Origin of the sequence: Streptomyces sp. SAJ15, from assembly GCF_007595705.1 — a bacterium.
GTDB lineage: Bacteria > Actinomycetota > Actinomycetes > Streptomycetales > Streptomycetaceae > Streptomyces.
The window spans coordinates 128,249-153,328 of the sequence record NZ_NISY01000007.1 but is presented as its reverse complement, the minus strand read 5'-3'; the positions used below and the strand labels follow the sequence as shown (position 1 = coordinate 153,328).

The 25,080-nt window shown below is 71.8% G+C and carries 20 protein-coding genes; 15 read left to right on the top strand and 5 right to left on the bottom strand.

Annotated elements, in window-relative coordinates; genetic code table 11:
• The first annotated feature begins 117 nt into the window (after positions 1 to 117).
• Positions 118 to 1,167 (top strand): TerC family protein, encoded by a 1,050-nt coding sequence (locus CD790_RS19840; RefSeq protein ID WP_144384622.1) that lies wholly within the window; start codon positions 118 to 120, stop codon positions 1,165 to 1,167.
• 117 nt (positions 1,168 to 1,284) lie between these two features.
• On the opposite strand, the gene CD790_RS19835 is transcribed toward CD790_RS19840, so the two are convergent.
• From CD790_RS19835 to CD790_RS19825, 3 genes are all read right to left on the bottom strand, one after another.
• Positions 1,285 to 2,577 (bottom strand): MFS transporter, encoded by a 1,293-nt coding sequence (locus CD790_RS19835; RefSeq protein WP_144384811.1) that lies wholly within the window; start codon positions 2,575 to 2,577, stop codon positions 1,285 to 1,287.
• A 114-nt stretch (positions 2,578 to 2,691) separates the two neighbouring features.
• On the bottom strand, positions 2,692 to 3,348 hold the full coding sequence (locus CD790_RS19830) for an MBL fold metallo-hydrolase (RefSeq protein WP_144384621.1): 657 nt from the start codon (positions 3,346 to 3,348) through the stop codon (positions 2,692 to 2,694).
• Between the two features lie 4 nt (positions 3,349 to 3,352).
• Positions 3,353 to 4,081: a maleylpyruvate isomerase family mycothiol-dependent enzyme gene (locus tag CD790_RS19825; RefSeq protein ID WP_144384620.1), complete on the bottom strand. Its 729-nt coding sequence runs from the start codon at positions 4,079 to 4,081 to the stop codon at positions 3,353 to 3,355.
• 179 nt (positions 4,082 to 4,260) lie between these two features.
• On the opposite strand from CD790_RS19825, the gene uvrA reads away from it, so the two are divergent.
• Positions 4,261 to 7,326 carry an excinuclease ABC subunit UvrA gene (gene uvrA, locus CD790_RS19820; protein ID WP_144384619.1) on the top strand — a complete coding sequence of 1,022 codons (3,066 nt, stop codon included), beginning with the start codon at positions 4,261 to 4,263 and terminating at the stop codon, positions 7,324 to 7,326.
• A gap of 159 nt (positions 7,327 to 7,485) precedes the next feature.
• Here the strand turns inward: uvrA and CD790_RS19815 are convergent, their stop codons facing one another.
• Positions 7,486 to 8,427 (bottom strand): carbohydrate kinase, encoded by a 942-nt coding sequence (locus tag CD790_RS19815; protein ID WP_144384618.1) that lies wholly within the window; start codon positions 8,425 to 8,427, stop codon positions 7,486 to 7,488.
• Positions 8,428 to 8,648: 221 nt separating this feature from the next.
• Between CD790_RS19815 and CD790_RS19810 the strand changes: the two genes are divergently transcribed.
• Positions 8,649 to 9,071 carry a Rieske (2Fe-2S) protein gene (locus tag CD790_RS19810; RefSeq protein ID WP_144384617.1) on the top strand — a complete coding sequence of 141 codons (423 nt, stop codon included), beginning with the start codon at positions 8,649 to 8,651 and terminating at the stop codon, positions 9,069 to 9,071.
• A gap of 322 nt (positions 9,072 to 9,393) precedes the next feature.
• Here the strand turns inward: CD790_RS19810 and CD790_RS19805 are convergent, their stop codons facing one another.
• Positions 9,394 to 10,335 carry a hypothetical protein gene (locus CD790_RS19805; RefSeq protein WP_144384616.1) on the bottom strand — a complete coding sequence of 314 codons (942 nt, stop codon included), beginning with the start codon at positions 10,333 to 10,335 and terminating at the stop codon, positions 9,394 to 9,396.
• 299 nt (positions 10,336 to 10,634) lie between these two features.
• Here CD790_RS19805 and CD790_RS19800 point away from each other — a divergent pair, with 299 nt between their 5' ends.
• The 12 genes from CD790_RS19800 (at position 10,635) to pgi (ending at position 25,036) form a co-directional block, all read left to right on the top strand.
• A complete protein-coding gene (locus tag CD790_RS19800) occupies positions 10,635 to 11,390 on the top strand; it encodes a papain-like cysteine protease family protein (RefSeq protein ID WP_144384615.1) in 756 nt (251 codons plus the stop codon).
• Positions 11,391 to 11,394: 4 nt separating this feature from the next.
• Entirely contained in the window at positions 11,395 to 12,228 is an 834-nt protein-coding gene (locus CD790_RS19795; RefSeq protein WP_144384614.1) for a hypothetical protein, read from the top strand.
• Between the two features lie 983 nt (positions 12,229 to 13,211).
• Entirely contained in the window at positions 13,212 to 15,275 is a 2,064-nt protein-coding gene (gene uvrC, locus CD790_RS19790) for an excinuclease ABC subunit UvrC (protein ID WP_144384613.1), read from the top strand.
• A complete protein-coding gene (gene rapZ / locus CD790_RS19785) occupies positions 15,272 to 16,213 on the top strand; it encodes an RNase adapter RapZ (RefSeq protein ID WP_186319135.1) in 942 nt (313 codons plus the stop codon). The genes uvrC and rapZ overlap by 4 nt, the downstream gene beginning before the upstream one ends.
• Positions 16,210 to 17,289 (top strand): uridine diphosphate-N-acetylglucosamine-binding protein YvcK, encoded by a 1,080-nt coding sequence (yvcK, locus tag CD790_RS19780; RefSeq protein WP_186319134.1) that lies wholly within the window; start codon positions 16,210 to 16,212, stop codon positions 17,287 to 17,289. The genes rapZ and yvcK overlap by 4 nt, the downstream gene beginning before the upstream one ends.
• Entirely contained in the window at positions 17,280 to 18,269 is a 990-nt protein-coding gene (gene whiA / locus CD790_RS19775; RefSeq protein WP_144384611.1) for a DNA-binding protein WhiA, read from the top strand. Before yvcK ends, whiA begins: the two co-directional genes overlap by 10 nt.
• Before the next feature lie 973 nt (positions 18,270 to 19,242).
• Positions 19,243 to 20,247, top strand: a complete 1,005-nt coding sequence (gene gap, locus CD790_RS19770) for a type I glyceraldehyde-3-phosphate dehydrogenase (RefSeq protein ID WP_144384610.1) — start codon at positions 19,243 to 19,245, stop codon at positions 20,245 to 20,247.
• A gap of 100 nt (positions 20,248 to 20,347) precedes the next feature.
• Entirely contained in the window at positions 20,348 to 21,550 is a 1,203-nt protein-coding gene (locus CD790_RS19765; RefSeq protein ID WP_144384609.1) for a phosphoglycerate kinase, read from the top strand.
• A gap of 6 nt (positions 21,551 to 21,556) precedes the next feature.
• Entirely contained in the window at positions 21,557 to 22,333 is a 777-nt protein-coding gene (tpiA, locus tag CD790_RS19760) for a triose-phosphate isomerase (protein WP_144384608.1), read from the top strand.
• A 115-nt stretch (positions 22,334 to 22,448) separates the two neighbouring features.
• A complete protein-coding gene (secG, locus tag CD790_RS19755) occupies positions 22,449 to 22,676 on the top strand; it encodes a preprotein translocase subunit SecG (RefSeq protein WP_144384607.1) in 228 nt (75 codons plus the stop codon).
• 188 nt (positions 22,677 to 22,864) lie between these two features.
• Positions 22,865 to 23,200 carry an RNA polymerase-binding protein RbpA gene (locus tag CD790_RS19750; protein ID WP_144384606.1) on the top strand — a complete coding sequence of 112 codons (336 nt, stop codon included), beginning with the start codon at positions 22,865 to 22,867 and terminating at the stop codon, positions 23,198 to 23,200.
• 183 nt (positions 23,201 to 23,383) lie between these two features.
• Positions 23,384 to 25,036 (top strand): glucose-6-phosphate isomerase, encoded by a 1,653-nt coding sequence (pgi, locus tag CD790_RS19745; protein WP_144384809.1) that lies wholly within the window; start codon positions 23,384 to 23,386, stop codon positions 25,034 to 25,036.
• Positions 25,037 to 25,080: the final 44 nt, after the last annotated feature.

Sequence of the window (25,080 nt, the reverse complement as noted above, 5' to 3'; positions counted from 1 at the left end):
ACGGATCACAGTGATCCCGGGGCGCCGGCCCGTGGAGCCGTCGTCGGCGCCACGGGCGGAAGAGACCTCCGGCAGCGAACGACACGCTGAAACTGCCGTACGAATGCCGGAGGACCCGTGGACGTCTCCATGACCCTGTGGGCGCTGACCATCCTTGGTCTGTGCGCCCTGATCGCCGTCGACTTCTTCATAGGCGGCCGCAAGCCGCACGAGGTCTCCCTCAAGGAGGCCGGGATCTGGACCGCCGTCTGGATCGCCCTGGCCGGGCTCTTCGGGCTCGGCCTCTTCCTCTTCGCGGGCGGCCAGCCCTCGGGTGAGTTCTTCGCCGGCTTCATCACCGAGAAGTCGCTGAGCGTCGACAACCTCTTCGTCTTCGTGCTCATCATGGCGAAGTTCGCGGTGCCCTCCATCTACCAGCAGCGGGTTCTGATGGTGGGTGTGCTCATCGCGCTGGTGCTGCGCGCCGTGTTCATCGCCGGCGGTGCCGCGATCGTCTCGACCTTCTCCTGGGTCTTCTACATCTTCGGCGCGTTCCTCGTCTGGACCGCCTGGAAGCTCATCCAGGAGGCGCGGGCCGACAAGGAGGATGAGGAGTTCGAGGAGAACCGCTTCCTGAAGATGGTCGAGCGGCGCTTCCCGTCCACCGACAAGTACCACGGCACCAAGCTGTTCATCGTGGAGAACGGCAAGCGCCTGATGACGCCGATGCTGATCGTCATGCTGGCGATCGGCACCACCGACGTCCTCTTCGCGCTGGACTCGATCCCCGCCATCTTCGGTCTCACCCAGGACCCGTACATCGTCTTCACGGCCAACGCCTTCGCGCTGATGGGTCTGCGCCAGCTGTACTTCCTGATCGGCGGGCTGCTGAAGAAGCTGGTGCACCTCTCCTACGGGCTGTCGGTGATCCTGGGCTTCATCGGCGCGAAGCTGGTGCTGCACGCGCTGCACGAGTCCGGGGTGCACGTCCCTGAGATCAGCATCCCGGTCTCCCTGGGCGTCATCTGCGCCGTCCTCGTCGTCACCACCATCACCAGCCTGTACGCCTCGAAGAAGCAGGCCGCCCAGGAGGCCCTGGAGGGCGCGGGCGCCGCGGCCGCCGGCCCGGTGGGCGTGGAGTCGGGCGAGGGCCCCGGCGCCAAGGAGAAGGACAGCGTCGACGTCTGACGCCGGTCACGGCGGGACCGCCCGACCGGCGGTCCCGCGGACGGCCCGGACGCCGATGCGCCGGCGCCCGGCGACCCCCGGAACCCCGAAGCCCGGAAGGGCTGAGGCTCCGCGAACTCAGAGAGCCGCCTCCCCGGCCAGTTCGGCCCGTGGGAGGCGGTCGCGCGTCTCACCGGTCTCCGGGAGCAGCGCGAAGCAGCCGAGGCTGAACAGCGCGATGGCGGTGAGATAGCCCGCCACCCCCCAGGGCGCCCCCTCGCCGCTGGAGAACGAGGTCGCCGCGACGGGGGTCAGCGCTCCGCCGAGCACCCCCGCCAGGTTGTAGCCGACCGCCGCGCCCGTGCAGCGCACCCGCGGCTCGTACAGCTCGGGCAGATAGGCGCCGGTCACGGCGAACATCAGGACGAACGCCAGCAGCGCGCCGAGGAAGCCGAGGAACATCAACGCCGGTCGGCCGGTGTGCAACAGCGCGACCAGCGGGAACATCCACAGGGCGGACGCCGCGGAGCCCAGCAGACACAGCGGGCGCCGCCCGAACCGGTCGCCGAGGTGCGCGACCAGCGGGGTGAGCGCGCCCTTGACGGCGACGGCCGCCATGATGAGACCGAGCATCACCGTGCGGTCGATCCCGAGCCGCTCCGTGCCGTAGGCCAACGACCAGGTGGTCACCGCGTAGAACACGGCGTATCCCACGGCGAGCCCGCCGGCGGTGAGCAGCAACAGGCGCCAGTGGCGGCGCACCACCTCGGCCATGGGCGCGTCGGCCCGCTCGCCGCGCCGGGCGAGCTCCCGGAACTGCGGCGTCTCGCTGAGCCGGGTGCGCAACAACAGGCCCACGGCGGCCAGCACGCCACCCACCCAGAACGGCACCCGCCAGCCCCAGGAGCGGAACTGCGCGTCGGTCAGGGCGAGGGACAGCGCCAACAGCACCCCGTTGGCGAGCAGGAAGCCGACGGCCGGGCCGATCTGCGGAAAGCTGGACCACAGCGCGCGGCGCCGCGCGGGCGCGTGTTCGGCGGTGAGCAGCACCGCCCCGCCCCACTCCCCGCCCAGCCCCAGCCCCTGGAGGAAGCGCAGCACGGTCAGCAGGACGGGCGCGGCGACCCCGATCGTGTCGTAGTCCGGCACACAGCCGACCGCGACGGTGGCGGCGCCGGTCAGGAGCAGTGAGGCGATGAGCACCGGACGCCGGCCGTGGCGGTCGCCCATGTGCCCGAAGACGATCGAGCCGAGCGGGCGGGCGAGGAAGCCGACGGCGAAGGTGCCGAAGGCGGCGAGCGTGGCCGCGAGCGGGGAGGCGCCCGGGAAGAAGAGCGGGCCGAAGACCAGGGCGGCGGCGCTGCCGTAGATGAAGAAGTCGTAGAACTCGATGGCGGTGCCGGCCAGGGACGCCGCGGCGAGGCGCGTCATGGACGGCGACTGATCGTCGCGCATGACGCACCAACTACCCGCGCGCGCCCCTGGTTACGGACCGGGAAAGGGTGATGTCAGGGCGTGTGGCGGCACATCGGCACAGGTGCCGTGCTACCAGCCGCGCTCACGCCATTCGCCCAGGTGCGGACGCTCCGCGCCGAGCGTGGTGTCGTCGCCGTGACCGGGGTACACCCAGGTCTCGTCGGAGAGCTGGTCGAAGAGCTTGCTCTCGACGTCGTCGATGAGGCTCGCGAACGCCTCCGGGTCGTTGTGCGTGTTGCCGACACCGCCGGGGAAGAGGCAGTCGCCGGTGAAGACATGCGCGTGGCCGTGCGGGTCGTCGTAGACCAGCGCGATGCTGCCCGGGGTGTGGCCGACCAGGTGGCGGGCGGTGAGCTCCACCCGCCCGACGCGAATGGTGTCGCCGTCGTCGACCAGCACGTCGGTGGGGACCGGAATGCCCTCGGCGTCGTGCCGCCCCGCGTAGGTGGTCGCGCCCGTCGCGTCCACCACCTCGCGCAGCGCCTGCCAGTGGTCGCCGTGCTGGTGGGTGGTGACGACGGAGGCGATACCGCCCTCGCCGATCAGGGTGAGCAGCGTCTGGGGCTCGGCGGCGGCGTCGATCAGCAACTGCTCGTCCGTGGCGCGGCAGCGCAACAGATAGGCGTTGTTGTTCATCGGGCCGACCGCCACTTTAGAGATCATCAGGTCCGGCAGCTCGTGCACTTCCGCGGGTCCGCCGACCTTGACCGCTCCGCTGTACGTCATGTGATCAGCCTAGCGGCGGTAGCGCGGGCAGCGCGGGGGCCGGGCAGGACAGCGCGGCCCCGTCGCCGCGGCCGGTGAGCCAGCCCAGCAGGTCGGCGGGGGTTCCGGTCACGGTGAGTCGCGGGCCGTCGGCGCGACCGGTGTCCCGGACCGGGCCGTCGCCCGTGGCGGCCAGCCGGAGCGGCGGGACGTCCGGGTGCCCGGCGAACTTCACGGTGGTCAGGAAGTCGAGCTCCTGGGTCACGAAGCCGGCGGGCAGGTCCGCCAGGGTGTAACCGAGGTCGAGGTCGACATGGTGGAGCTCGACCTCCACCAGCCGCCGGAAGGGCAGCCGGGCGGCCTGCTCGACCACGCCGCGGCGCATGGCGACCTCCGCCGACCACCGGTCGCGGGGGAGCGCCGCCGCCGCCGTGTTGAAGCGGAAGGCGCTGGTGCGCAGGTCGTCGAGGTGGACGGCGAGCGGGCGCGAGGCGTCGCGCTCGATGTCGGCGTCGCGCGCCTCCTCGCTGGCGTACATGGGGATCTTCTCGCCGGTGCGCGCCGAGACCAGCAGATTGGTGAGGGCGTCGGCGTTGCGGGCCAGATGCGCCAGGAGGTGGCCGCGGGTCCAGCCCGGCAGGGAGGAGGGCTCGGCGACCGCGGTGTCGTCCAGCGTGGCCACCGCGGAGAGCAGCCGGTCGGCGGCCCCCTGGACCGCAGAGGCGTCGCGCGCGTAGTCCGCGTAGTCACTCATGGTGCGACCGTAGCCCCGCCACTCCTTCGAGTGAAGCTGTCTGACTTCCCCCGCAAATCGAATGTGCGTGCTATAGGCTCGGTGTGCTGCATCCTTAAAGACATCGCCGTAGCGCCCCCTACTCTGGATCGGGGGGTGCGGCGCACCCCTCACCTCTCTCAAGAAAGGTGCCGACCGGCGTGGCCGACCGTCTCATCGTCCGTGGCGCTCGCGAGCACAATCTCAAGAACGTCTCGCTCGACCTCCCCCGCGACTCCCTGATCGTCTTCACCGGGCTGTCGGGGTCGGGTAAGTCCTCCCTCGCGTTCGACACGATCTTCGCCGAGGGGCAGCGCCGCTACGTCGAGTCGCTCTCCTCCTATGCCCGGCAGTTCCTGGGCCAGATGGACAAGCCCGATGTGGACTTCATCGAGGGTCTGTCCCCCGCCGTCTCCATCGACCAGAAGTCGACCTCGCGCAACCCGCGCTCGACGGTCGGCACCATCACCGAGGTCTACGACTACCTCCGACTGCTCTTCGCCCGCATCGGCAAGCCGCACTGCCCGGAGTGCGGACGGCCCATCGCCCGCCAGTCCCCGCAGGCGATCGTCGACAAGGTGCTGGAGCTGCCCGAGGGCAGTCGCTTCCAGGTGCTGTCCCCGCTGGTCCGGGAGCGCAAGGGCGAGTTCATCGACCTCTTCTCCGACCTTCAGACGAAGGGCTACAGCCGCGCCCGGGTGGACGGCGAGACCATCCAGCTCAGCGACCCGCCCAAGCTCAAGAAGCAGGAGAAGCACACCATCGAGGTGGTGGTCGACCGCCTCACCGTCAAGGACAGCGCCAAGCGGCGGCTGACCGACTCCGTCGAGACCGCGCTCGGGCTCTCCGGAGGCATGGTCATCCTCGACTTCGTCGACCTCGACGAGGACGACCCGCAGCGCGAGCGGATGTTCTCCGAGCACCTCTACTGCCCCTATGACGACCTGTCCTTCGAGGAGTTGGAGCCGCGCTCCTTCTCCTTCAACTCGCCCTTCGGCGCCTGCCCGGAGTGCACCGGCATCGGCACCCGGATGGAGGTCGACCCGGAGCTGATCGTCCCGGACGAGGAGCGGTCCCTGGAGGAGGGGGCCATCCACCCCTGGTCGCACGGCCACACCAAGGAGTACTTCGGCCGGCTGGTCGGCGCGCTCGCCGACGCGCTCGGATTCCGCACCGACATCCCCTGGGCGGGTCTCCCGCAGCGCGCCAAGAAGGCGCTGCTCCAGGGCCACAAGACGCAGATCGAGGTGCGCTACCGCAACCGGTACGGCCGGGAGCGGGCCTACACCACGGCCTTCGAGGGCGCCGTGCCGTTCGTGAAGCGGCGCCACTCGGAGGCGGAGAGCGACTCCAGTCGGGAGCGCTTCGAGGGCTATATGCGCGAGGTGCCCTGCCCCACCTGTGAGGGCACCCGGCTCAAGCCGATCGTGCTCGCGGTCACCGTCCAGGGCCGCTCCATCGCGGAGGTCGCCGCGATGTCGATCAGCGACTGCGCCGACTTCCTGCGCGAGATGAAGCTGACCGCGCGGGAGAAGACCATCGCCGAGCGGGTCCTGAAGGAGGTCAACGAGCGGCTGAGGTTCCTGGTCGACGTGGGCCTGGACTATCTCTCGCTCAACCGCGCGGCGGGCACCCTGTCCGGCGGCGAGGCGCAGCGCATCCGGCTGGCCACGCAGATCGGCTCCGGCCTGGTCGGCGTGTTGTACGTGCTGGACGAGCCCTCCATCGGTCTGCACCAGCGCGACAACCACCGGCTCATCGAGACGCTGGTGCGGCTGCGGGACCTGGGCAACACGCTGATCGTCGTCGAGCACGACGAGGACACCATCAAGACCTCGGACTGGGTGGTGGACATCGGCCCCGGTGCCGGCGAGCACGGCGGCAAGGTGGTGCACAGCGGCCCGTTGAAGGAGCTGCTGAGCAACAAGGAGTCGATGACCGGCCAGTATCTGTCCGGTAAGAAGTCGATCGCCCTGCCGGAGATCCGCCGCCCCGTGGACGGCTCCCGCCGGCTCACCGTGCGCGGCGCCCGGGAGAACAACCTGCAGGACATCGATGTGTCCTTCCCGCTGGGGGTGTTCACCGCGGTCACCGGCGTCTCCGGCTCCGGCAAGTCCACGCTGGTCAACGACATCCTCTACACCCACCTGGCGCGGGAGCTCCAGGGCGCGAGGAACGTGCCGGGGCGCCACACCCGGGTGGACGGCGACGACCTGGTGGACAAGGTCGTGCACGTCGACCAGTCGCCCATCGGCCGCACCCCGCGGTCGAACCCGGCCACCTACACCGGCGTCTTCGACCACGTCCGCAAGCTCTTCGCGGAGACGATGGAGGCCAAGGTCCGCGGCTATCTGCCCGGCCGGTTCTCCTTCAACGTCAAGGGCGGCCGCTGTGAGAACTGCGCGGGCGACGGCACCATCAAGATCGAGATGAACTTCCTGCCGGATGTGTACGTGCCGTGCGAGGTCTGCCACGGTGCGCGCTACAACCGGGAGACCCTGGAGGTGCACTACAAGGGCAAGTCCATCGCCGAGGTGCTGGACATGCCGATCGAGGAGGCGCTCGACTTCTTCGAGGCCGTGCCGACGATCTCCCGCCATCTGCGCACCCTGCACGAGGTCGGGCTGGGGTACGTCCGGCTCGGCCAGTCCGCGCCGACGCTCTCCGGCGGCGAGGCCCAGCGCGTCAAGCTCGCCAGCGAGCTCCAGAAGCGGTCGACCGGGCGCACGGTCTACGTCCTGGACGAGCCGACCACGGGTCTGCACTTCGAGGACATCAGCAAGCTGATCAAGGTCCTCTCCGGCCTGGTCGACAAGGGCAACACGGTGATCGTCATCGAGCACAACCTCGATGTGATCAAGACGGCCGACTGGGTCGTGGACATGGGCCCCGAGGGGGGTAGCGGCGGCGGCCTGGTCATCGCCGAGGGCACCCCCGAGGAGGTGGCATCGGTCCCGGCCAGCCACACCGGCAAGTTCCTGCGCGAGCTGCTCGGCGAGCGGGTGAGCGACGCGGACGCGGCGCCGGCGCGGGAGCCGGCGGCGAAGAAGGCCGCCTCGGCGAAGAAGACCACCGCGTCGGCAGCCGGGAGGTCCACCGCGACGAAGTCCGCGGCCAAGAAGACGGCGGCGGTCAAGAAGGCCAACGCCACGGCGGTCGGGAAGGCGGCCGCGGCCACCACCAAGCCGGCCGCCAAGAAGACGACGACGCGGGCCAAGCGCGGCTAGCGTCGGCTCGGGCGCCCCGCGCGGTCACACCGTGCAGGGCGCCCGGCTCGCCCGAAGGGCTCGGCTCTGGGGCCCGCCCGGAAGGCGTGATGTGCGGGCACGCCCGAGGGGCTGGGTGGCCCGGCCGTCGCCGGGCAACGGGAGAGGTCGCGTGCGCGGTCAGCCGAGTTCGGCCGCGTAGGGCGGCTCCGCGCCCGGGCGGGAGCAGGTGACGGCGGCGGCGCGGGCGGCGAAGGCGAGGATGTCGCGCCAGACGCCCTCGTCCAGGCCGGCGATCGCGGCGGGGGAGAGCGCGCCATGGGCGGCCAGCCGGTGCAGCAGCGCGGCGTTGACCGTGTCGCCCGCGCCGATGGTGTCCGCGACGGTGATCCGCTCGCCGGGCACGGTGAGCGGGCGGCCGCCGCGGGGCAGCACGGTGAGGCCCGCCCCGCCGCGGGTCAGCACCACGGCCGAGGGCCCCGCCGCCAGCCACTCCCGCACTGCCGCTTCGAGGTCCTCGACGCCGTCGGCCAGCCAGGCGGCGTCCTCGACGGAGAGCTTCAACAGGGCGACGTGGGGCAGCCAGGACCGGAAGCGGGCGCGGTAGGCGTCCGCGTCGCGGATGAGACCGGCGCGGATGTTGGGGTCGAGCGCCGTGAAGAGGCCGCGTTCGGCCTCGCGCCGCAACAGCCTCTCGTAGGCGCTGGCGCCCGGCTCCAGCACCAGCGAGCAGGTCCCCAGGGAAAGGGCCGTCGCGCCCGCGGGAAGGGCGTCGGGCAGCGCGAAGAGCCGGTCCGCGGTGCCCTCGGCGTAGAAGCCGTAGCCCGCCGATCCGTCGGCCCCGACGGCCGCGACCGCCAGCGTGGTCGGCTCCGGCCCGCGCTGCACCAGCGAGGTGTCCACGCCGTCGGCGCGCAGCCCGTCCAGCAGCGCCTCGCCGAACGCGTCCGTGGAGACCCTGGAGCAGAACCCGGTGGGGGAGCCCAGCCGCCCCAGCGCCACGGCGGTGTTGTAGGGGCCGCCGCCGCGTCGGGGGAGCAGCGCGGGCAGCCCGTGGTCCGGCGCGGCGGCCGCACCGGACGGGACGAGGTCGATCAGGGCTTCTCCGGCCACCACGATCACGAGCTGCGGTCCTTCCTGTCTGGCTCCGTCGGCTCCGGCTCCGTCCACCGCCGCCGGCCGCCGCCGGTCGCTGTCGGCTCCCGTGAGGGGTCGCCGGAACGTATCCCATCGGGGCGAGCCCGTAAACGCATGGGCGGGGCGGGCGCCGCGACGACGGCCGGTATCGTCGACGGGTCGGCGCGCGCCCGACCGTGATCCACATGCCTGCCTCAGGAGCCCCCATGACCAGCCAGCCCGCCACCCGCCGAACCGTGCTGCGAGGGGCGGCACTGGCCGGAGCCGCCGGGCTCTGTGCCGCGGGCTGCGCGGGCGCCATCGGCAAGAAGGCGTCGCCGACCCCCACCGCCCCCGTGGAGCTGGGCTCGCCCAGTGAGGTTCCGGTCGGCGGCTCCAAGCTCTACCGCGAGGACCGCCTGGTGGTGACGCAGACGGCGAAGGGGGAGTTCAAGGCCTTCAGCGCGGTGTGTACGCACGCGGGCTGCGTGGTGCACGAGGTGGCGGACGGGAAGATCAACTGCACCTGCCACGGCAGCGAGTTCGACGCCGAGACCGGCGAGGTGCTCCAGGGACCGGCCGTGGCCCCGCTCCCGTCGGTGCCGATCCGGACCAAGGGCGGCAAGCTGGTCGCCGGGCCGGACGCCTGAGTTCCGAAGGACCGGAGCCCCCGGAGCCCTCGAAGCCCCCGGAACCCTCGCGGTTCCCGTAGCCCGGGCGCGTCGACCGCGCCCGGGAGCTCGCATGGCGCCGTAAGGGCCCGCCAGGGGCCCGTACCGGCCGCATGACGCCCCGATGCCAGGTCAAGGTGGCCGGACCGGTCCGAGGCGCGGAACGGGCCGTGGGGCGGGCGTGGAGCGCCGTCCCACGCGCCCACCCGAGCCGGCGGAGGGGCCGCCGCTCGGGCTGCCACTCCGCACCCCCGCCCGGCCCGGCCACCGCGTGCCCGCTCGGCCCGGCCAGGGGGCGCGACTACTCCCAGTCCCAGGCGATACCCAGGATTCCCGGGGGGACGTCCTGCTCGGCCAGGTGCACGATGCGGTGCTGCCCGGTCAGGGTGAGCTCCTGCTGTCCGCTGCGCGGGGCGTCGGCCGAGGCGCGGGTGAAGCGCCGGCAGCGGACGGGCAGGGCGGCGGCGTCGAAACGCACCTGGAGCACGTACTGCCCGCCGGCGAAGCTGAAGCCGCGTACGTACTCCTCGCTGGGCCCGCCGGTGCCGTCCTCGAAGGCGTAACCGAAGACGTGGGTGTCCCCGGCGCGCAGCCGCGCGTCGAAGAGCAGCTCGGCGACGACCAGGGTGCTCTCGGCGTCCCGGCGCACCCGCCCCACGCGGCAGTTCTCGGTCGCGTGGACGGCGACCCGCGCGGGGTCGCACCCGGGGTCTCCCTGGTGGATCGCGAGGTAGCGGTCCACGCCGTCCCGGTGGGCCCGCACCACGTGTTGGGATTCGCGCCCGCGCAGCTCACGCCGCGTTCCGATGCGCACCCGTTCCAGGTGGCACACGGTGTGCAGCCCGCCGTCCAGCGGGGCGTCCAGGTCGGCGAGCAGCCGTTCCACGACGCCGGACACCTGGAGCAGGGTCCGGTACGGGCGGGTGGCCGGGCGCGGGGTGGGGACGCCCGTCGGTTCCAGCAGCCGGGTGAGCGCGTGGGCGGGCAGCTCCAGCACCTCCTCCAGGGCCCGGACCGCCCGCAGTGACTCCGGGCGCTGCGGCCGTCGCGCGCCGTGCTGCCAGTAGCTGAGGCTGGTCACCCCGACCGTGACGCCGCGCTGCGCGAGGCGGTGCCGCACCCGGTGTAGCGCGAGCCCCCGCGCGGTCAGCGCTGCCCGCAGCGCCACATGGAACGGACCGTCCCGCAGCGCCCGCGCCAACTCCGTCTGGGCGGTGCCCGACTGTGCGGTGGTCTGCCGCATCCATCAGCTCCTCGTGCTCCAGAGCTCTCCCGCTCCCCCATCGGACCTGAGAGCTCCGCCCCCGGGGCTCCCCTGACTCCGCTGTGAACGTTCACGACCGGAACTCGCCCTAGTGGGCCATGGATTCATCACGCTCCAGCAAATCCATGCATCGTCCGTTCACATGTGATCCAGAACGTTCACATAGCGATGTCATCTCGCATTGAAGCGTGTTGACCTGGTCGTGACAACGCCGGATGCTCCACGGACAGCGTCCGGACGCGCTCCTCCACCCCACCCCCCTCGCACGGGAGGAACGCATGAACAGCGTCCCAACCACCCCCCGAACCGGCCAGGTTTCGGGTCCGCGGGCCGTCACGGCCCCGCGCGAGGGTCGTCGCCTCGGCAGACGGCTCTCCCTCACCGGCCTCGCGGCCGCCGTGCTGCTCGCGCTCCCCACCGCGGCCGCGACGGCGACCCCCGCGCCGAACACGTCCCCCGCCGCCGGCCCGACGAACGCCGGCTCGGCCCCGGCCGCGTCGGGCGCGTCGACGGCGGCGACGACCCCCTCCCCGGCGCGCCCCGGCGCCGCGCTCGCCGCCCGGCGGCTCAACATCACCATGCAGGCGCAGGCGAAGACCAACTGGTGCTGGGCCGCGTCCGGAAACACCATCGCCACCTGGATGGGGCGCGGCTACAGTCAGAACCAGTTCTGCAACGCCGCGTTCAACCGCGCCCAGGGCACCGAATGCCCCAACTGGCAGGCCACTCTCGGCAATGTGCAGACCGCGCTGCGCTGGGCCGGGGTCAACCCCGGTTGGTACGTCAACGGATGGCTGCGCTACTCCACCGTGCAGGGTGAGATCAACGCGAACCGGCCGATCGAGACCCGCATCCAGTGGTCTTCTGGCGGTGGTCACATGCATCTGCTGTATGGATACGACACCACGAACGACTGGGTCTACTGGGGCGATCCATGGCCGTCCAACTACCGCTACAACTGGGCCGCCCACGGCTGGTATGTGAACAACAGCGAGTTCGCGTGGACGCACTCGCTCTACGGGATCGGGGCGTGAGGTCATGACCATCGTGAACGCCGGCCGCGCGGTCGCCGCCGCGGCCCTCGCCACCGCCCTGCTCGGCCTGCTCCCCATGGCCGATGCCGCCGCCGACACCCCCACGGCGACGCCCGCCGCCCCGGAGACCCCCGCGGCCGCGGCGGTCGAGACCGCGCGGGAGGCCGCCGGGAGCGCCGCCACCCGCGACACCCTGGCCCGCTTCTTCGCCCGCGACGGCGCGGTCTCCCGGAAGGCCGCCGCCCCGCGCATCGAGGGGGCGACGGTGCCCGTCTACACGCTCTCCGCGCGGTTCGTCGCCGCCCGGCCGCGATCCGGTGCCTGGACCGGCACACCCATCGCCACGCTGGACTTCCTCGCCAGCAAGGCGGTCGCCGCCGACGGTCGCAAGGCGTCGGTGTGGACCGCGCGGACCGGCGGTACCTGGCGGGTGGTGAACATCGCCACCGGCGACGACGAGACGCGGTACGCGGCCCTGGGCGCCCGGAGACTCGCCGGCGGAACGGTCTTCCGCGAGCCGCAGATCGACGCCTGGTACGTCCAGCGTGGCACGCGCGTGCTGCCGCTCGACCCCGACGCCACCCGCGCGATCGGAGCCCGAGGCACCACCGTGAGCGCGTACCAGAAGCGCGTCCACGAGTCGTACGGCGACAAACTCCCCGGCTCCGCCTACGCCCGCAAGGGCATGGCGGGCGGTTACGAGCCCGCCCAGGCGTCGGCCACCGGCGGGAGCAGCGACGGCCTGCTGACCGTCACCTCCACCATCGCCGGCGTCGGCGCCCTGGTGGCCCTCGGCCTGTGCGCCGCGGCCGCCCTGCGCACCCGCCGCTCCGGCTGATCCGCGCCGCGCACCCGGCGCCGAGGTCCGCGACGCACGGCGGCGGCCCCCGGGCGCGCGGCACACGGCGGCCCCGCCCACCGGCGCGACCCAGCCGGTGGGTTTGGCCGACCGGCCGCACCGACACGGTTCGGCGGCGGCGCGGCCCGCCCGCGCGGGGCCGTTCCCGTGCGACCCGGCCCCGCGCGGGCGGCGTCCCGGCGCACGCCGGCTCGCCCGCGCGGGGCCGACCGCGAACCGACCGCGAGCCGACCGCGGGCCGTCCGCGGCCGGACGACGACCGCCGCCCCAGCCGTTCACGAGGGGCCGCTCAGCCGCTCCAGCCGGTCGGACGCGCCGCTTCTCGGCTGCCCGCTCCCGGGCTCCGCTCCCTGACTCCCCGCTCCCTGGCGACCGGACCGGCAGGGGCGGATCTCCCGGGGCGGCCGGCCCGCTCGTTCACCAGCTCACGGGCGTGCCGAGGCAGCCCCTGAGGGGCACATGTACCGCCCTGCTGGCGGCCTCCCGACCTGCCGACAGCCACCCGCCCCGTCCGGCGGCCGCGCGGGCTGTCGGTATCACGCGGCCTGTCGCTTTCGGCGGCCTCTCGCTTCCGCGCGGTGCCCGGGCCACGGTGGTCGCGGCCACGGGCCGCCGCCCCGACACCCGAGTGCGCCGCGGAAGCCCCCTGCGGCCGCGTTGTCCCCGTTCTCCGCGTCCTTCGGAGCCTGCCCGCCGCCCGCCGCGCCCTGCCGCCGTGGCGGGACGTCGTGGCGCCCCGTCCAGGCGCCCGCGCCGCCCCGGCCTCGGCTTCCGGCCTTCCACGACGGCCCGCCCCATCGCCCGTCCGCGGGCGGTGGGCGTCCCAGACGGGTGGGGTCCCGGCACGGCCCCCGCGGCCCGTCCGGCACCGGGGCCGTCGCCCGCCGTTCCGGGGCGTCCCGGGCCCGTTCCCGGGCCGTTCCGTGGCCGGAGTGTCGGCGGCCGCCAGTAGGGTGGTGACCATGGCCGACCCCAGCAGCTACCGACCCAAGCCGGGACAGATCCCCGACTCGCCGGGGGTCTACAAGTTCCGGGACGAACACGGCCGGGTGATCTACGTCGGGAAGGCGAAGAGCCTGCGCCAGCGGCTCTCCTCGTACTTCCAGGACCTGGCGAACCTGCACCCGCGCACCCGCACCATGGTCACCACGGCCGGCTCCGTGGAGTGGACGGTGGTCTCCACCGAGGTGGAGGCGCTGCAGCTCGAGTACACCTGGATCAAGGAGTTCGACCCCCGGTTCAACGTCAAGTACCGGGACGACAAGAGCTATCCGTACCTGGCGGTGACGCTCAACGAGGAGTTCCCGCGCGTCCAGGTCATGCGCGGGGCCAAGAAGAAGGGCGTGCGGTACTTCGGCCCGTACGGGCACGCCTGGGCGATCCGCGAGACGGTCGACCTGATGCTGCGCGTGTTCCCCGTGCGGACCTGCTCGGCCGGGGTGTTCAAGCGTTCGGCGCAGATCGGCCGGCCCTGTCTGCTCGGCTACATCGGCAAGTGCTCCGCCCCGTGCGTCGGCCGCGTCACCCCTGAGGAGCACCGCGAACTCGCCGACGACTTCTGCGACTTCATGGCCGGCCGCACCGGCTCCCATCTGCGCCGGCTCGAGCAGCAGATGCACGACGCCGCGGAGGACATGGAGTACGAGAAGGCGGCGCGGCTGCGGGACGACCTCGGCGCGCTGCGCCGCGCGATGGAGAAGAACGCCGTCGTCCTCACCGACGCCACCGACGCGGACCTGATCGCGGTCGCCGAGGACGAGCTGGAGGCGGCCGTGCAGATCTTCCACGTGCGCGGCGGCCGGGTGCGCGGCCAGCGCGGCTGGGTGACCGACAAGGTCGAGGCCGTGGACACCGCGGGTCTGGTCGAGCACGCCCTCCAGCAGCTGTACGGCGAGGAGAGCGGCGACGCCGTGCCCAAGGAGGTGCTGGTGCCGGCCCTGCCCGACCCCGTCGGCCCGGTCGCCGAATGGCTCGCCGGCCGCCGCGGCGCCCGCGTCGACCTGCGGATACCGCAGCGCGGCGACAAGAAGGACCTGATGGCCACGGTGCAGCGCAACGCCCAGCAGGCGCTCGCGCTGCACAAGACCAAGCGCGCCTCCGACCTGACCACGCGCTCCCGCGCGCTGGAGGAGATCGCCGAGGCGCTGGACCTGGACTCCGCGCCGCTGCGCGTGGAGTGCTTCGACATCTCGCACTTCCAGGGCGACGACGTGGTGGCCTCCATGGTCGTCTTCGAGGACGGGCTGGCCCGCAAGAGCGAGTACCGCCGCTTCCAGATCAAGGGTCGTGTCGGAGACGCGCAGATCTGGCACGGTCGCGGACAGGACGACGTCCGCTCCATGCACGAGGTGGTCAGCCGCCGCTTCCGCCGCTATCTCCAGGAGAAGCAGAAGACCGGCGAGTGGGACGGTGAGGACGCGCCGGCTGGCGGCGAGGTGGACGCGGTGACCGGCGGGCCCGTGGACCCCGAGACGGGCCGGCCGCGCAAGTTCGCGTACCCCCCGCAGCTCGTCGTGGTCGACGGTGGCGCGCCGCAGGTCGCCGCCGCGCGGCGGGCGCTGGACGAGCTCGGCATCGACGACGTGGCCGTGTGCGGCCTGGCCAAGCGGCTGGAGGAGGTGTGGCTGCCCGGCGAGCCCGACCCGGTGGTGCTGCCGCGCACCAGCGAGGGGCTCTACCTGCTCCAGCGGGTGCGTGACGAGGCGCACCGGTTCGCCATCTCGTACCAGCGCAGCAAGCGCTCCAAGACGATGAAGGCGGGGCCGCTGGACACCGTGCCCGGCCTGGGGGAGAGTCGCCGGCAGGCGCTCCTCAAGCACTTCGGATCCCTCAAACGGCTCCGCGCGGCGACCATCGACCAGATCTGCGAGGTCCCCGGCATCGGCCGCAAGACCGCCGAGACCGTGGCCGCGGCCCTCGCCCAGGCGGCCCCGCCCGCCCCGGCGGTGAACACCGCCACAGGAGAGATCATTGAGGATGAGGCCGCGTCCGCGGCGTCATCCCCGACACGGGGGACAGGACCATGAATGCGCAAGACCACGAGAACCACGGAAACGGAGCACAGGTGAGTACGGGCACGACGGGCGAGGCTCCCGAGGCCGCGGCCATCCCCGAGCTGGTGATCATCTCCGGCATGTCCGGCGCGGGCCGCAGCACCGCCGCCAAGTGCCTGGAGGACCTCGGCTGGTTCGTCGTCGACAACCTCCCGCCCGCCCTGATCCCCACCATGGTGGACCTCGGCGCCCGCTCCCAGGGCAATGTGGCCCGGATCGCCGTGGTCGTCGACGTCCGCGGCCGCCGCTTCTTCGACAACCTCCGTGAGTCCCTCGCCGACCTCGCGGCCAAGAACGTCAAGCGCCGGGTGCTCTTCCTGGAGGCGTCCGACGACGCCCTGGTGCGCCGCTTCGAGTCGGTGCGCCGCCCGCACCCGCTCCAGGGCGACGGGCGGATCGTCGACGGCATCGACGCCGAGCGCGACCTGCTGCGCGAGCTGCGCGGCGACGCCGACCTGGTGATCGACACCTCCAGCCTCAACGTCCACGAGCTGCGCGCCAAGATGGACGCCCAGTTCGCCGGCGACGAGGAGCCGGAGCTGCGCGCCACCGTGATGTCCTTCGGCTACAAGTACGGCCTGCCGGTCGACGCCGACCTGGTGGTGGACTGCCGCTTCCTGCCCAACCCGCACTGGGTGCCCGAGCTGCGCCCCTTCACCGGGCTCAACGAGGAGGTGTCCGGCTACGTCTTCAACCAGCCCGGCGCCAAGGAGTTCCTGGACCGGTACACCGAGCTGCTCCAGCTGATCGCCGCCGGCTACCGCCGCGAGGGCAAGCGCTATGTGACCATCGCCGTCGGCTGCACGGGCGGCAAGCACCGCTCCGTCGCCATGTCCGAGAAGCTCGCCGCCCGGCTGGCGGCCGAGAGCGTGGAGACCGTGGTCGTCCACCGCGACATGGGGCGCGAGTGAGCTATCAGCCCCTGCGCGCCCGGCGGCTGCGGCGGCTCGTGGGAGCCCGCGGCGGCCGGCGCGCCCAGCCCAAGGTCGTCGCACTCGGCGGCGGCATGGGCCTCTCCGCCTCGCTCGCCGCGCTGCGCCGCATCACCGGCGACCTGACCGCCGTCGTCACCGTGGCCGACGACGGCGGCTCCAGCGGCCGGCTGCGCGACGAGATGGGCGTACTGCCCCCCGGCGACCTGCGCAAGGCGCTCGCCGCGCTGTGCGGTGACGACGACTGGGGACAGACGTGGGCCCGGGTCATCCAGCACCGCTTCGAGAGCGAGGGCGAGCTGCACGGCCACGCGGTCGGCAACCTGCTGATCGTCGCGCTGTGGGAGCAGCTGGGCGACCCGGTGAACGCCCTGGAGTGGGTCGGCCGGCTGCTCGGCGCCCACGGTCGGGTGCTGCCCATGTCCGCCGTCCCCCTGGAGCTCCAGGCGCTGGTACGGGGCCACGACCCCGCCCGGCCGGACGAGATAAGCACCGTCCGCGGCCAGGCCACCGTGGCGCTCACCCCCGGCGAGGTGCAGTCGGTGCACGTGGTCCCGGAGGACCCGCCGGCCGTGCCGGAGGCGGTGGCGGCGGTCCTGGACGCGGACTGGGTGGTGTTGGGGCCCGGCTCCTGGTTCTCCTCGGTCATTCCGCACCTCCTGGTGCCCGAGCTGCTCGAAGCGCTCCAGGAGACCAAGGCGCGGCGCGTGCTCTCGCTGAACCTCGCTCCCCAGCCGGGCGAAACCGACGGCTTCTCCCCGCAGCGTCATTTGGAGGTTTTGGCCCGACACGCCCCTAAACTCGCCTTCGACGTGGTGCTGGCCGACGCGGCCGCGGTGCCCGACCGGAGCAGCCTGTGCGACGCCGCCGAGCGGCTCGGCGCGACGGTCGAGCTGGCTCCGGTGGCCGCCGCCGGCGCGTTCCCGGCCGCGGCCGAGGGTGCCGCCGCCCGGCCGGACGCCGTGGGGGCATCCCCGCGGCACGACCCGGAGCTGTTGGCCGCCGCGTACGACCGTATTTTTCGGATGCATGGAAGGATCGGCCCATGGCGATGACGGCAGCGGTGAAGGACGAAATCTCCCGGCTCCCCGTCACCCGGACCTGCTGCCGGAAAGCGGAGGTCTCGGCGATCCTGCGGTTCGCGGGCGGGCTGCACCTGGTCAGCGGGCGCATCGTGATCGAGGCGGAGCTGGACACCGGCATCGCGGCGCGACGGCTCCGCAAGGACATCCTGGAGATCTTCGGCCACGCCTCCGACCTGGTGGTGATGGCCCCCGGCGGGCTGCGCCGCGGTAGCCGGTACGTGGTGCGGGTGGTCGCCGGCGGTGACCAGCTGGCCCGCCAGACCGGCCTGGTCGACGGCCGTGGCCGGCCGATCCGCGGACTGCCCCCGCAGGTGGTCTCCGGCGCCACCTGTGATGCCGAGGCCGCCTGGCGCGGTGCCTTCCTGGCGCACGGCTCGCTCACCGAGCCCGGCCGTTCGTCCTCCCTGGAGGTGACGTGCCCCGGCCCCGAGGCCGCGCTGGCGCTGGTCGGCGCGGCGCGCCGGCTCCAGATCGGGGCCAAGGCGCGCGAGGTGCGCGGCGTGGACCGGGTGGTCGTCCGGGACGGTGACGCGATCGGCGCGCTGTTGACCCGGCTCGGCGCCCATGAGTCCGTGCTGGCCTGGGAGGAGCGGCGGATGCGCCGCGAGGTGCGGGCCACCGCCAACCGCCTCGCCAACTTCGACGACGCCAACCTGCGCCGCTCCGCGCGGGCGGCGGTGGCCGCGGGGGCGCGGGTCCAGCGGGCGCTGGAGATCCTCGGCGACGAGGTCCCGGAGCACCTGGCGGCCGCCGGCCGGCTGCGCATGGAGCACAAGCAGGCATCCCTGGAGGAGCTTGGCGCACTCGCCGACCCGCCGTTGACCAAGGACGCGGTCGCCGGCCGCATCCGCCGCCTGCTGGCGATGGCCGACAAGCGCGCCCAGGACCTCGGCGTCCCCGGCACGGAGTCCAACCTGACCGAGGAGATGGCGGACGGCATGGTCGGCTGACCGTCCCTCAGCATCGCCTGGCGCCTGAGCCTCGGCTCCCTCGGGCCCAGCGTCTACGCACAGGGCCGCCCGGCACCACGTCGTACGGTCCGCGTCCGGCCCGATCCGCCAGCCCGCCTGAGTGGGTGGGTCGGGCCGGGGGCGCAGCCGGGCACAGGGCCGAAACCGCATATTTACGGGCGACGACCCCGTATCGCTGGCTTACTCCCTCTTTGCCCACAAATACGCGACAGCGTTTCGGCCCTGTGCCCTGCGCCCCCGGCCGCTCCCGCCGTCCTCCGGCCGCTTCCGCCGTCCCCTGGCCGCGGGGCCGGCCCGGTCCGTGTTCGACTGGGGTGCCTGGGGGCGCGCCCCTGTGCCCTGTGCCCCCGGCCGCTTCCGCCGTCCCCTGGCCGCGGGGCCGGCCCGGTCCGTGTCCGACTGGGGTGCCCGGCCTGGCGGGGGCCCTGATGACTCTCCGTAAGGGCGGGGCGCGATCCACGCGCGCCTCGGCGCGTGCGCCCGCTCGTGTCCCCCCTCCGCGCGGACCTTGAGGGTGGCCGTCGGTCGTCCGCGACCTCCCGTCGTCGGGGAATCTGGACGGCGGTGTGTCGACGGCGGGAGTACGGCTACGGCCATAAACGCATCGGCGGCGAGCCGTTTGATGAGGACGGCCGTAGAAATCGCCCTTGCGCGCTCAGCGAAAAAAGGATCGGGAAATCGCACAGATGAGGGGCTCCCCGCTATGTCGAGCGGCTTTTTCGAGCTGCTTATCGACCCATTTCACCGCCGGTTTCCCCGCTACGCCTGCGTTATTGACTGACAGTGACAAAAGCGTCACTTCGGCGGTGATCCGCGCCACACGAAGGGGGTTGCGGGGCGCCGTCGCCAATGTCACGAAGGCATTCCTTTAGCGGTAGGGTCGGAGGCGGTCGGGGACAACTCATACAGCTCGCCGGCGCCCAGACCGGCACACCAACGAGGAGATCGGTTCGTGACGATCCGCGTAGGCATCAACGGCTTCGGCCGCATCGGTCGCAACTACTTCCGCGCGCTCCTGGAGCAGGGCGCGGACATCGAGATCGTCGGTGTCAACGACCTGACCGACAACGCCACCCTGGTTCACCTGCTGAAGTACGACACCATCCTGGGTCGGCTGAAGCACGAGGTCAGCCACACCGCCGACACCATCACCGTCGGTAACCAGACCTTCAAGACCCTCGCCGAGCGGGACCCGGCGAACCTCCCCTGGGCCGAGCTGGGCGCCGACATCGTCGTCGAGTCCACCGGCATCTTCACCAAGCGCGAGGACGCCGCCAAGCACCTCGCCGCCGGCGCCAAGAAGGTGCTCATCTCCGCCCCCGCCAAGGGCGAGGACATCACCATCGTGATGGGCGTGAACCAGGACAAGTACGACGCGGCCAACCACCACGTCATCTCCAACGCGTCCTGCACCACCAACTGCGTGGCGCCGATGGCCAAGGTTCTCGACGAGAGCTTCGGCATCGTCAAGGGCCTGATGACCACGGTCCACGCCTACACCAACGACCAGCGCATCCTGGACTTCCCGCACAGCGACCTGCGTCGCGCCCGGGCCGCCGCGCAGAACATCATTCCGACCTCGACCGGTGCCGCCAAGGCCACCGCCCTGGTCCTGCCGCAGCTGAAGGGCAAGCTGGACGGCATCGCGATGCGCGTCCCGGTGCCGACCGGCTCCGTGACCGACCTGGTGATCGAGCTCGACCGCGAGGTCACCAAGGACGAGATCAACAACGCCTTCCAGAAGGCCGCGGAGGGCCAGCTGAAGGGCATCCTGGAGTACACGGAGGACGAGATCGTCTCCTCGGACATCGTGAACTGGCCCGCGTCCTGCACCTTCGACTCCCGCCTCACCATGGCCCAGGGCAAGCAGGTCAAGGTCGTCGGCTGGTATGACAATGAGTGGGGCTACTCCAACCGCCTGGTGGACCTGACCACCTTCGTCGGCGGCCAGCTCTGATTCCAAGCGGTATCTCGAAGTGAGCGATGGGGCTCGCGCAGCGCGATGGTGCGCCGCACGAGCCCCCTCGCCTGCTGGGACTTCTAGGAGCCACGCAACAATGAAGACGATCGACGAGCTTGAGGTCGCCGGGCGGCGGGTGTTCGTCCGCGCCGACCTCAACGTGCCGCTGGAAGGCGACACGATCACGGACGACGGCCGCATCCGCGCCGTCGCCCCGACCATCGCCAGGCTGGCGGAAGCCGGCGCCAGGGTGGTCGTCGCCTCCCACCTGGGCCGCCCCAAGGGCGCCCCGGACCCGCAGTTCTCGCTCGCGCCGGTCGCGAAGCGTCTCGGTGAGATCCTCGGCAAGCCGGTCGTCTTCGCGGCCGACACCGTGGGGGACAGCGCGAAGGCCACCGTCGCCGCTCTCGGCGACGGCGAGGTCACGCTGCTGGAGAACCTCCGCTTCAACGCCGGTGAGACCAGCAAGGACGACGCCGAGCGAGGCGCCTTCGCCGACGAGCTGGCCGCGCTGGCGGACCTGTACGTGGGCGACGGCTTCGGCGCCGTGCACCGCAAGCACGCCTCGGTGTACGACCTGCCGGCCCGGCTGCCGCACGCCGTGGGCGGCCTGATCGCCACCGAGGTCGGGGTGCTGCAGAAGCTCACCGAGAAGGTGGAGCGGCCGTACGTGGTCGTCCTCGGCGGCGCCAAGGTCTCGGACAAGCTCGGGGTCATCGACCACCTGCTGGAGAAGGCCGACCGCATCCTGGTCGGCGGCGGCATGGCGTACACCTTCCTCAAGGCGAAGGGCCACGAGGTCGGTGTCTCGCTGCTCCAGGAGGACCAGATCCCGGCCTGCCTGGACTACCTGGCGCGGGCCGAGAAGCGTGGCGTGGAGTTCGTGCTCCCCGTCGACGTGCTGGTCTCGGCCGAGTTCCCGGACCTGAAGACCAAGGCCCCGGCCAACCCGGACCTGGTCTCCTCGGACGCCATCCCGGCGGACAAGGAGGGCCTGGACATCGGCCCGAAGACCCGCGAGCTCTACGCGTCGAAGCTGGCGGACGCGGCCACCGTGTTCTGGAACGGGCCGATGGGTGTCTTCGAGCACCCCGACTACGCCAACGGCACCAAGGCGGTCGCCCAGGCGCTGGTCGACAGCCCGGCCTTCACGGTCGTCGGTGGCGGCGACTCGGCCGCCGCCGTGCGCCTGCTGGGCTTCGATGAGACCGCTTTCGGCCATATTTCGACCGGTGGCGGGGCCAGCCTCGAGTACCTCGAGGGCAAGACGCTCCCCGGCCTCGCCGCACTGGAGGACTGAACTACCGTGAGTGACCGTATCCCGCTGATGGCGGGCAACTGGAAGATGAACCTCAACCACCTTGAGGCCATCGCGCACGTCCAGAAGCTCGCGTTCGCGCTCGCCGACAAGGACTACGAGGCCGTCGAGGTCGCGGTCCTGCCGCCCTTCGTCGACCTGCGGTCGGTGCAGACGCTGGTCGACGGCGACAAGCTGAAGATCAAGTACGGCGCCCAGGACCTCTCGGCGCACGACTCGGGCGCGTACACCGGTGAGATCTCCGGCTCGATGCTCGCCAAGCTCAAGTGCACGTACGTCGTGATCGGGCACTCCGAGCGCCGGCAGTACCACGCCGAGACCGACGAGCTGTGCAACGCCAAGGTGAAGGCCGCCTACCAGCACGGCCTCACCCCGATCCTGTGCGTCGGCGAGGGTCTGGACGTCCGCAAGGCGGGCAACCAGGTCGCGCACACCCTCGCGCAGGTCGACGGCGCCCTGAAGGACGTCCCCGCCGAGCACGTCGAGACGATCGTGATCGCGTACGAGCCGGTGTGGGCCATCGGCACCGGCGAGGTCGCCACGCCCGAGGACGCCCAGGAGGTCTGCGGGGCGATCCGCGGTCGCCTGGCCGAGCTCTACAGCCAGGAGCTGGCCGACAAGGTCCGCATCCAGTACGGCGGCTCGGTGAAGTCCGGCAACGTGGCGGCGATCATGGCGCAGCCGGACGTGGACGGCGCCCTGGTGGGCGGCGCGGCGCTGGACGCGGACGAGTTCGTGAAGATCGTCCGGTTCCGCGACCAGTAGCAGCTATGACGACGGGTGTCACCCGTCGTACCCTGTCGGGGCCGGGACCGGCGTGTTCACGCCGCCCCGGCCCCACTCCGTTCTTCAGTCCGAGAGAGTTGGTCCAGCCGTGGTCATGGGGTTCTCGATCGCCCTCATCATCTTCAGTGTCCTGTTGATGATGCTGGTGCTCATGCACAAGGGGAAGGGTGGCGGTCTGTCCGACATGTTCGGCGGCGGCATGCAGTCCTCCGTCGGCGGCTCCTCGGTCGCCGAGCGTAACCTCGACCGGATCACCATCGTGGTCGGCCTGCTGTGGTTCGTCTGCATCGTCGCCCTCGGTCTGCTCATGAAGCTGGATTAACTGACGTACCGTCTTCGGCGCGGCCTATCATGGAAGCTGGCGTCTTAGGGGGCGGGTGGTAACTCCTGTCACTGGACGCGCGTTGGGCCTTACGTAGACTGGGGCGCCCGCAGCGGAGCGGCTCATCGACTCCGTGGCGCAGCCGCTATTCGGCACAGTGCAGCACCATTACGCAGGGAGTTACGACCGTGGCAAGTGGCAACGCGATCCGAGGGAGTCGGGTCGGAGCGGGGCCGATGGGTGAAGCGGAGCGAGGCGAGTCGGCGCCGCGTCTGCGCATCTCCTTCTGGTGCTCGAACGAGCACGAGACTCAGCCGAGCTTCGCCAGCGACGCGCAGATTCCGGACACTTGGGACTGCCCCCGCTGCGGCCTCCCGGCCGGCAAGGACCGGGACAACCCGCCCGCTCCGCCGCGCACCGAGCCGTACAAGACGCACCTGGCATACGTGCGGGAGCGGAGGAGCGACGCCGACGGGGAGGCGATCCTCGCCGAGGCGCTCGCCAAGCTCCGTGGGGAGATCTGACGAACACGCACCTGTGACCGGCCCGGTGGGAAGAACCCCTTCCCACCGGGCCGGACGCTTTTCGCCGGGGTGAGACCCGGTGGGGCCGAACACGCCGACGCCGCTGATCGACTGGCGTCCTCACGGCCTTAAGGTGGGTGGCGGCGGGGTGCAGGTACGAGAAGAAGTGGGCTGATGTCCGAGATGAACAAGGAAGGCCGCGGCAGGCTGGACCGGATGCCTGAGTGGCACGCGCTGGCCAAGCACCGTCAGGAACTGGGCGACGCGCATCTGCGCGACCTGTTCGCCGAGGACCCCGAGCGCGCGCGGCGGCTCAGCCTCCAGGTCGGTGACCTCCATCTGGACTACTCCAAGCAGCTGGTGACCGACGAGACCCTGCGGCTGCTGCGCGAGCTGGCCGAGGCGGCCGGGGTGGCGGAGCTGCGGGACGCCATGTTCCGCGGCGAGAAGATCAACAACACCGAGGGCCGCGCGGTGCTGCACACCGCGCTGCGGGCGCCGCGGTCCGCCGTCGTCAAGGTGGACGGCAAGGACGTCGTCCCGGATGTCTACGCGGTGCTCACCAAGATGACGACCTTCGCCGACAAGGTCCGCTCCGGGCACTGGACCGGGCACACCGGCAAGCCCGTCAAGAACGTCGTCAACGTCGGCATCGGCGGCTCCGACCTCGGCCCGGCGATGGCGTACGAGGCGCTGCGCTCCTACACCGCGCGGGACCTGAACTTCCGCTTCGTCTCCAACGTGGACGGGGCGGACCTGCACGAGGCGGTGCGGGACCTGGACCCGGCCGAGACGCTGTTCGTCATCGCCTCCAAGACGTTCACCACCATCGAGACCATCACCAACGCCACCTCGGCCCGCGACTGGCTGCTGAGCGGCCTGGGCGCCGGTCAGGAGGCGGTGGCCAAGCACTTCGTGGCGCTGTCCACCAACGCCGAGAAGGTCGCCGAGTTCGGCATCGACACGGCCAACATGTTCGAGTTCTGGGACTGGGTCGGCGGCCGCTACTCCTACGACTCGGCCATCGGCCTGTCGCTGATGATCGCCATCGGTCCGGACCGGTTCCGCGAGATGCTCGCCGGCTTCCATCTGATGGACGAGCACTTCCGCACCGCTCCCTTCGAGGAGAACGCGCCGCTGCTGCTCGGCCTGCTGGGTGTCTGGTACAACAACTTCCATGACGCGCAGGCCCACGCGGTCCTGCCGTACAGTCACTATCTGTCCAAGTTCACGGCCTACCTCCAGCAGCTGGACATGGAGTCCAACGGCAAGTCGGTGGACCGGCAGGGCGAGTCGGTGAACTGGCAGACCGGCCCGGTGGTCTGGGGCACTCCCGGCACCAACGGCCAGCACGCCTACTACCAGCTGCTCCACCAGGGCACCAAGCTGGTGCCGGCCGACCTGATCGGCTTCGCCAAGCCGGTGGAGGACCTGCGGCCGGGCCTGGCCGACCAGCACGACCTGCTGATGGCGAACCTCTTCGCCCAGGGCCAGGCGCTGGCCTTCGGCAAGACGGCGGAGGAGGTCGCCGCGGAGGGCGTGCCGGCCGAGCAGGTGCCGCACCGCACCTTCCGCGGCAACCACCCGACGACCACCATCCTGGCCACCGAGCTCAGCCCCTCGGTGCTCGGCCAGCTCATCGCGCTGTACGAGCACAAGGTGTTCGTCCAGGGCGCCATCTGGGACATCGACTCCTTCGACCAGTGGGGCGTGGAGCTGGGCAAGGTGCTCGCCAAGCGGGTGGAGCCGGCGTTGACCACCGGCGCCGAGGTGCCGGGGCTGGACGGCTCCACCGCCGCGCTGGTGGCCACCTACCGCTCGCTGCGGGGGCGCTGACCCTCCCGCCCTGGAGAAACGACTGAGCCCTCAGCCGCCTGTCG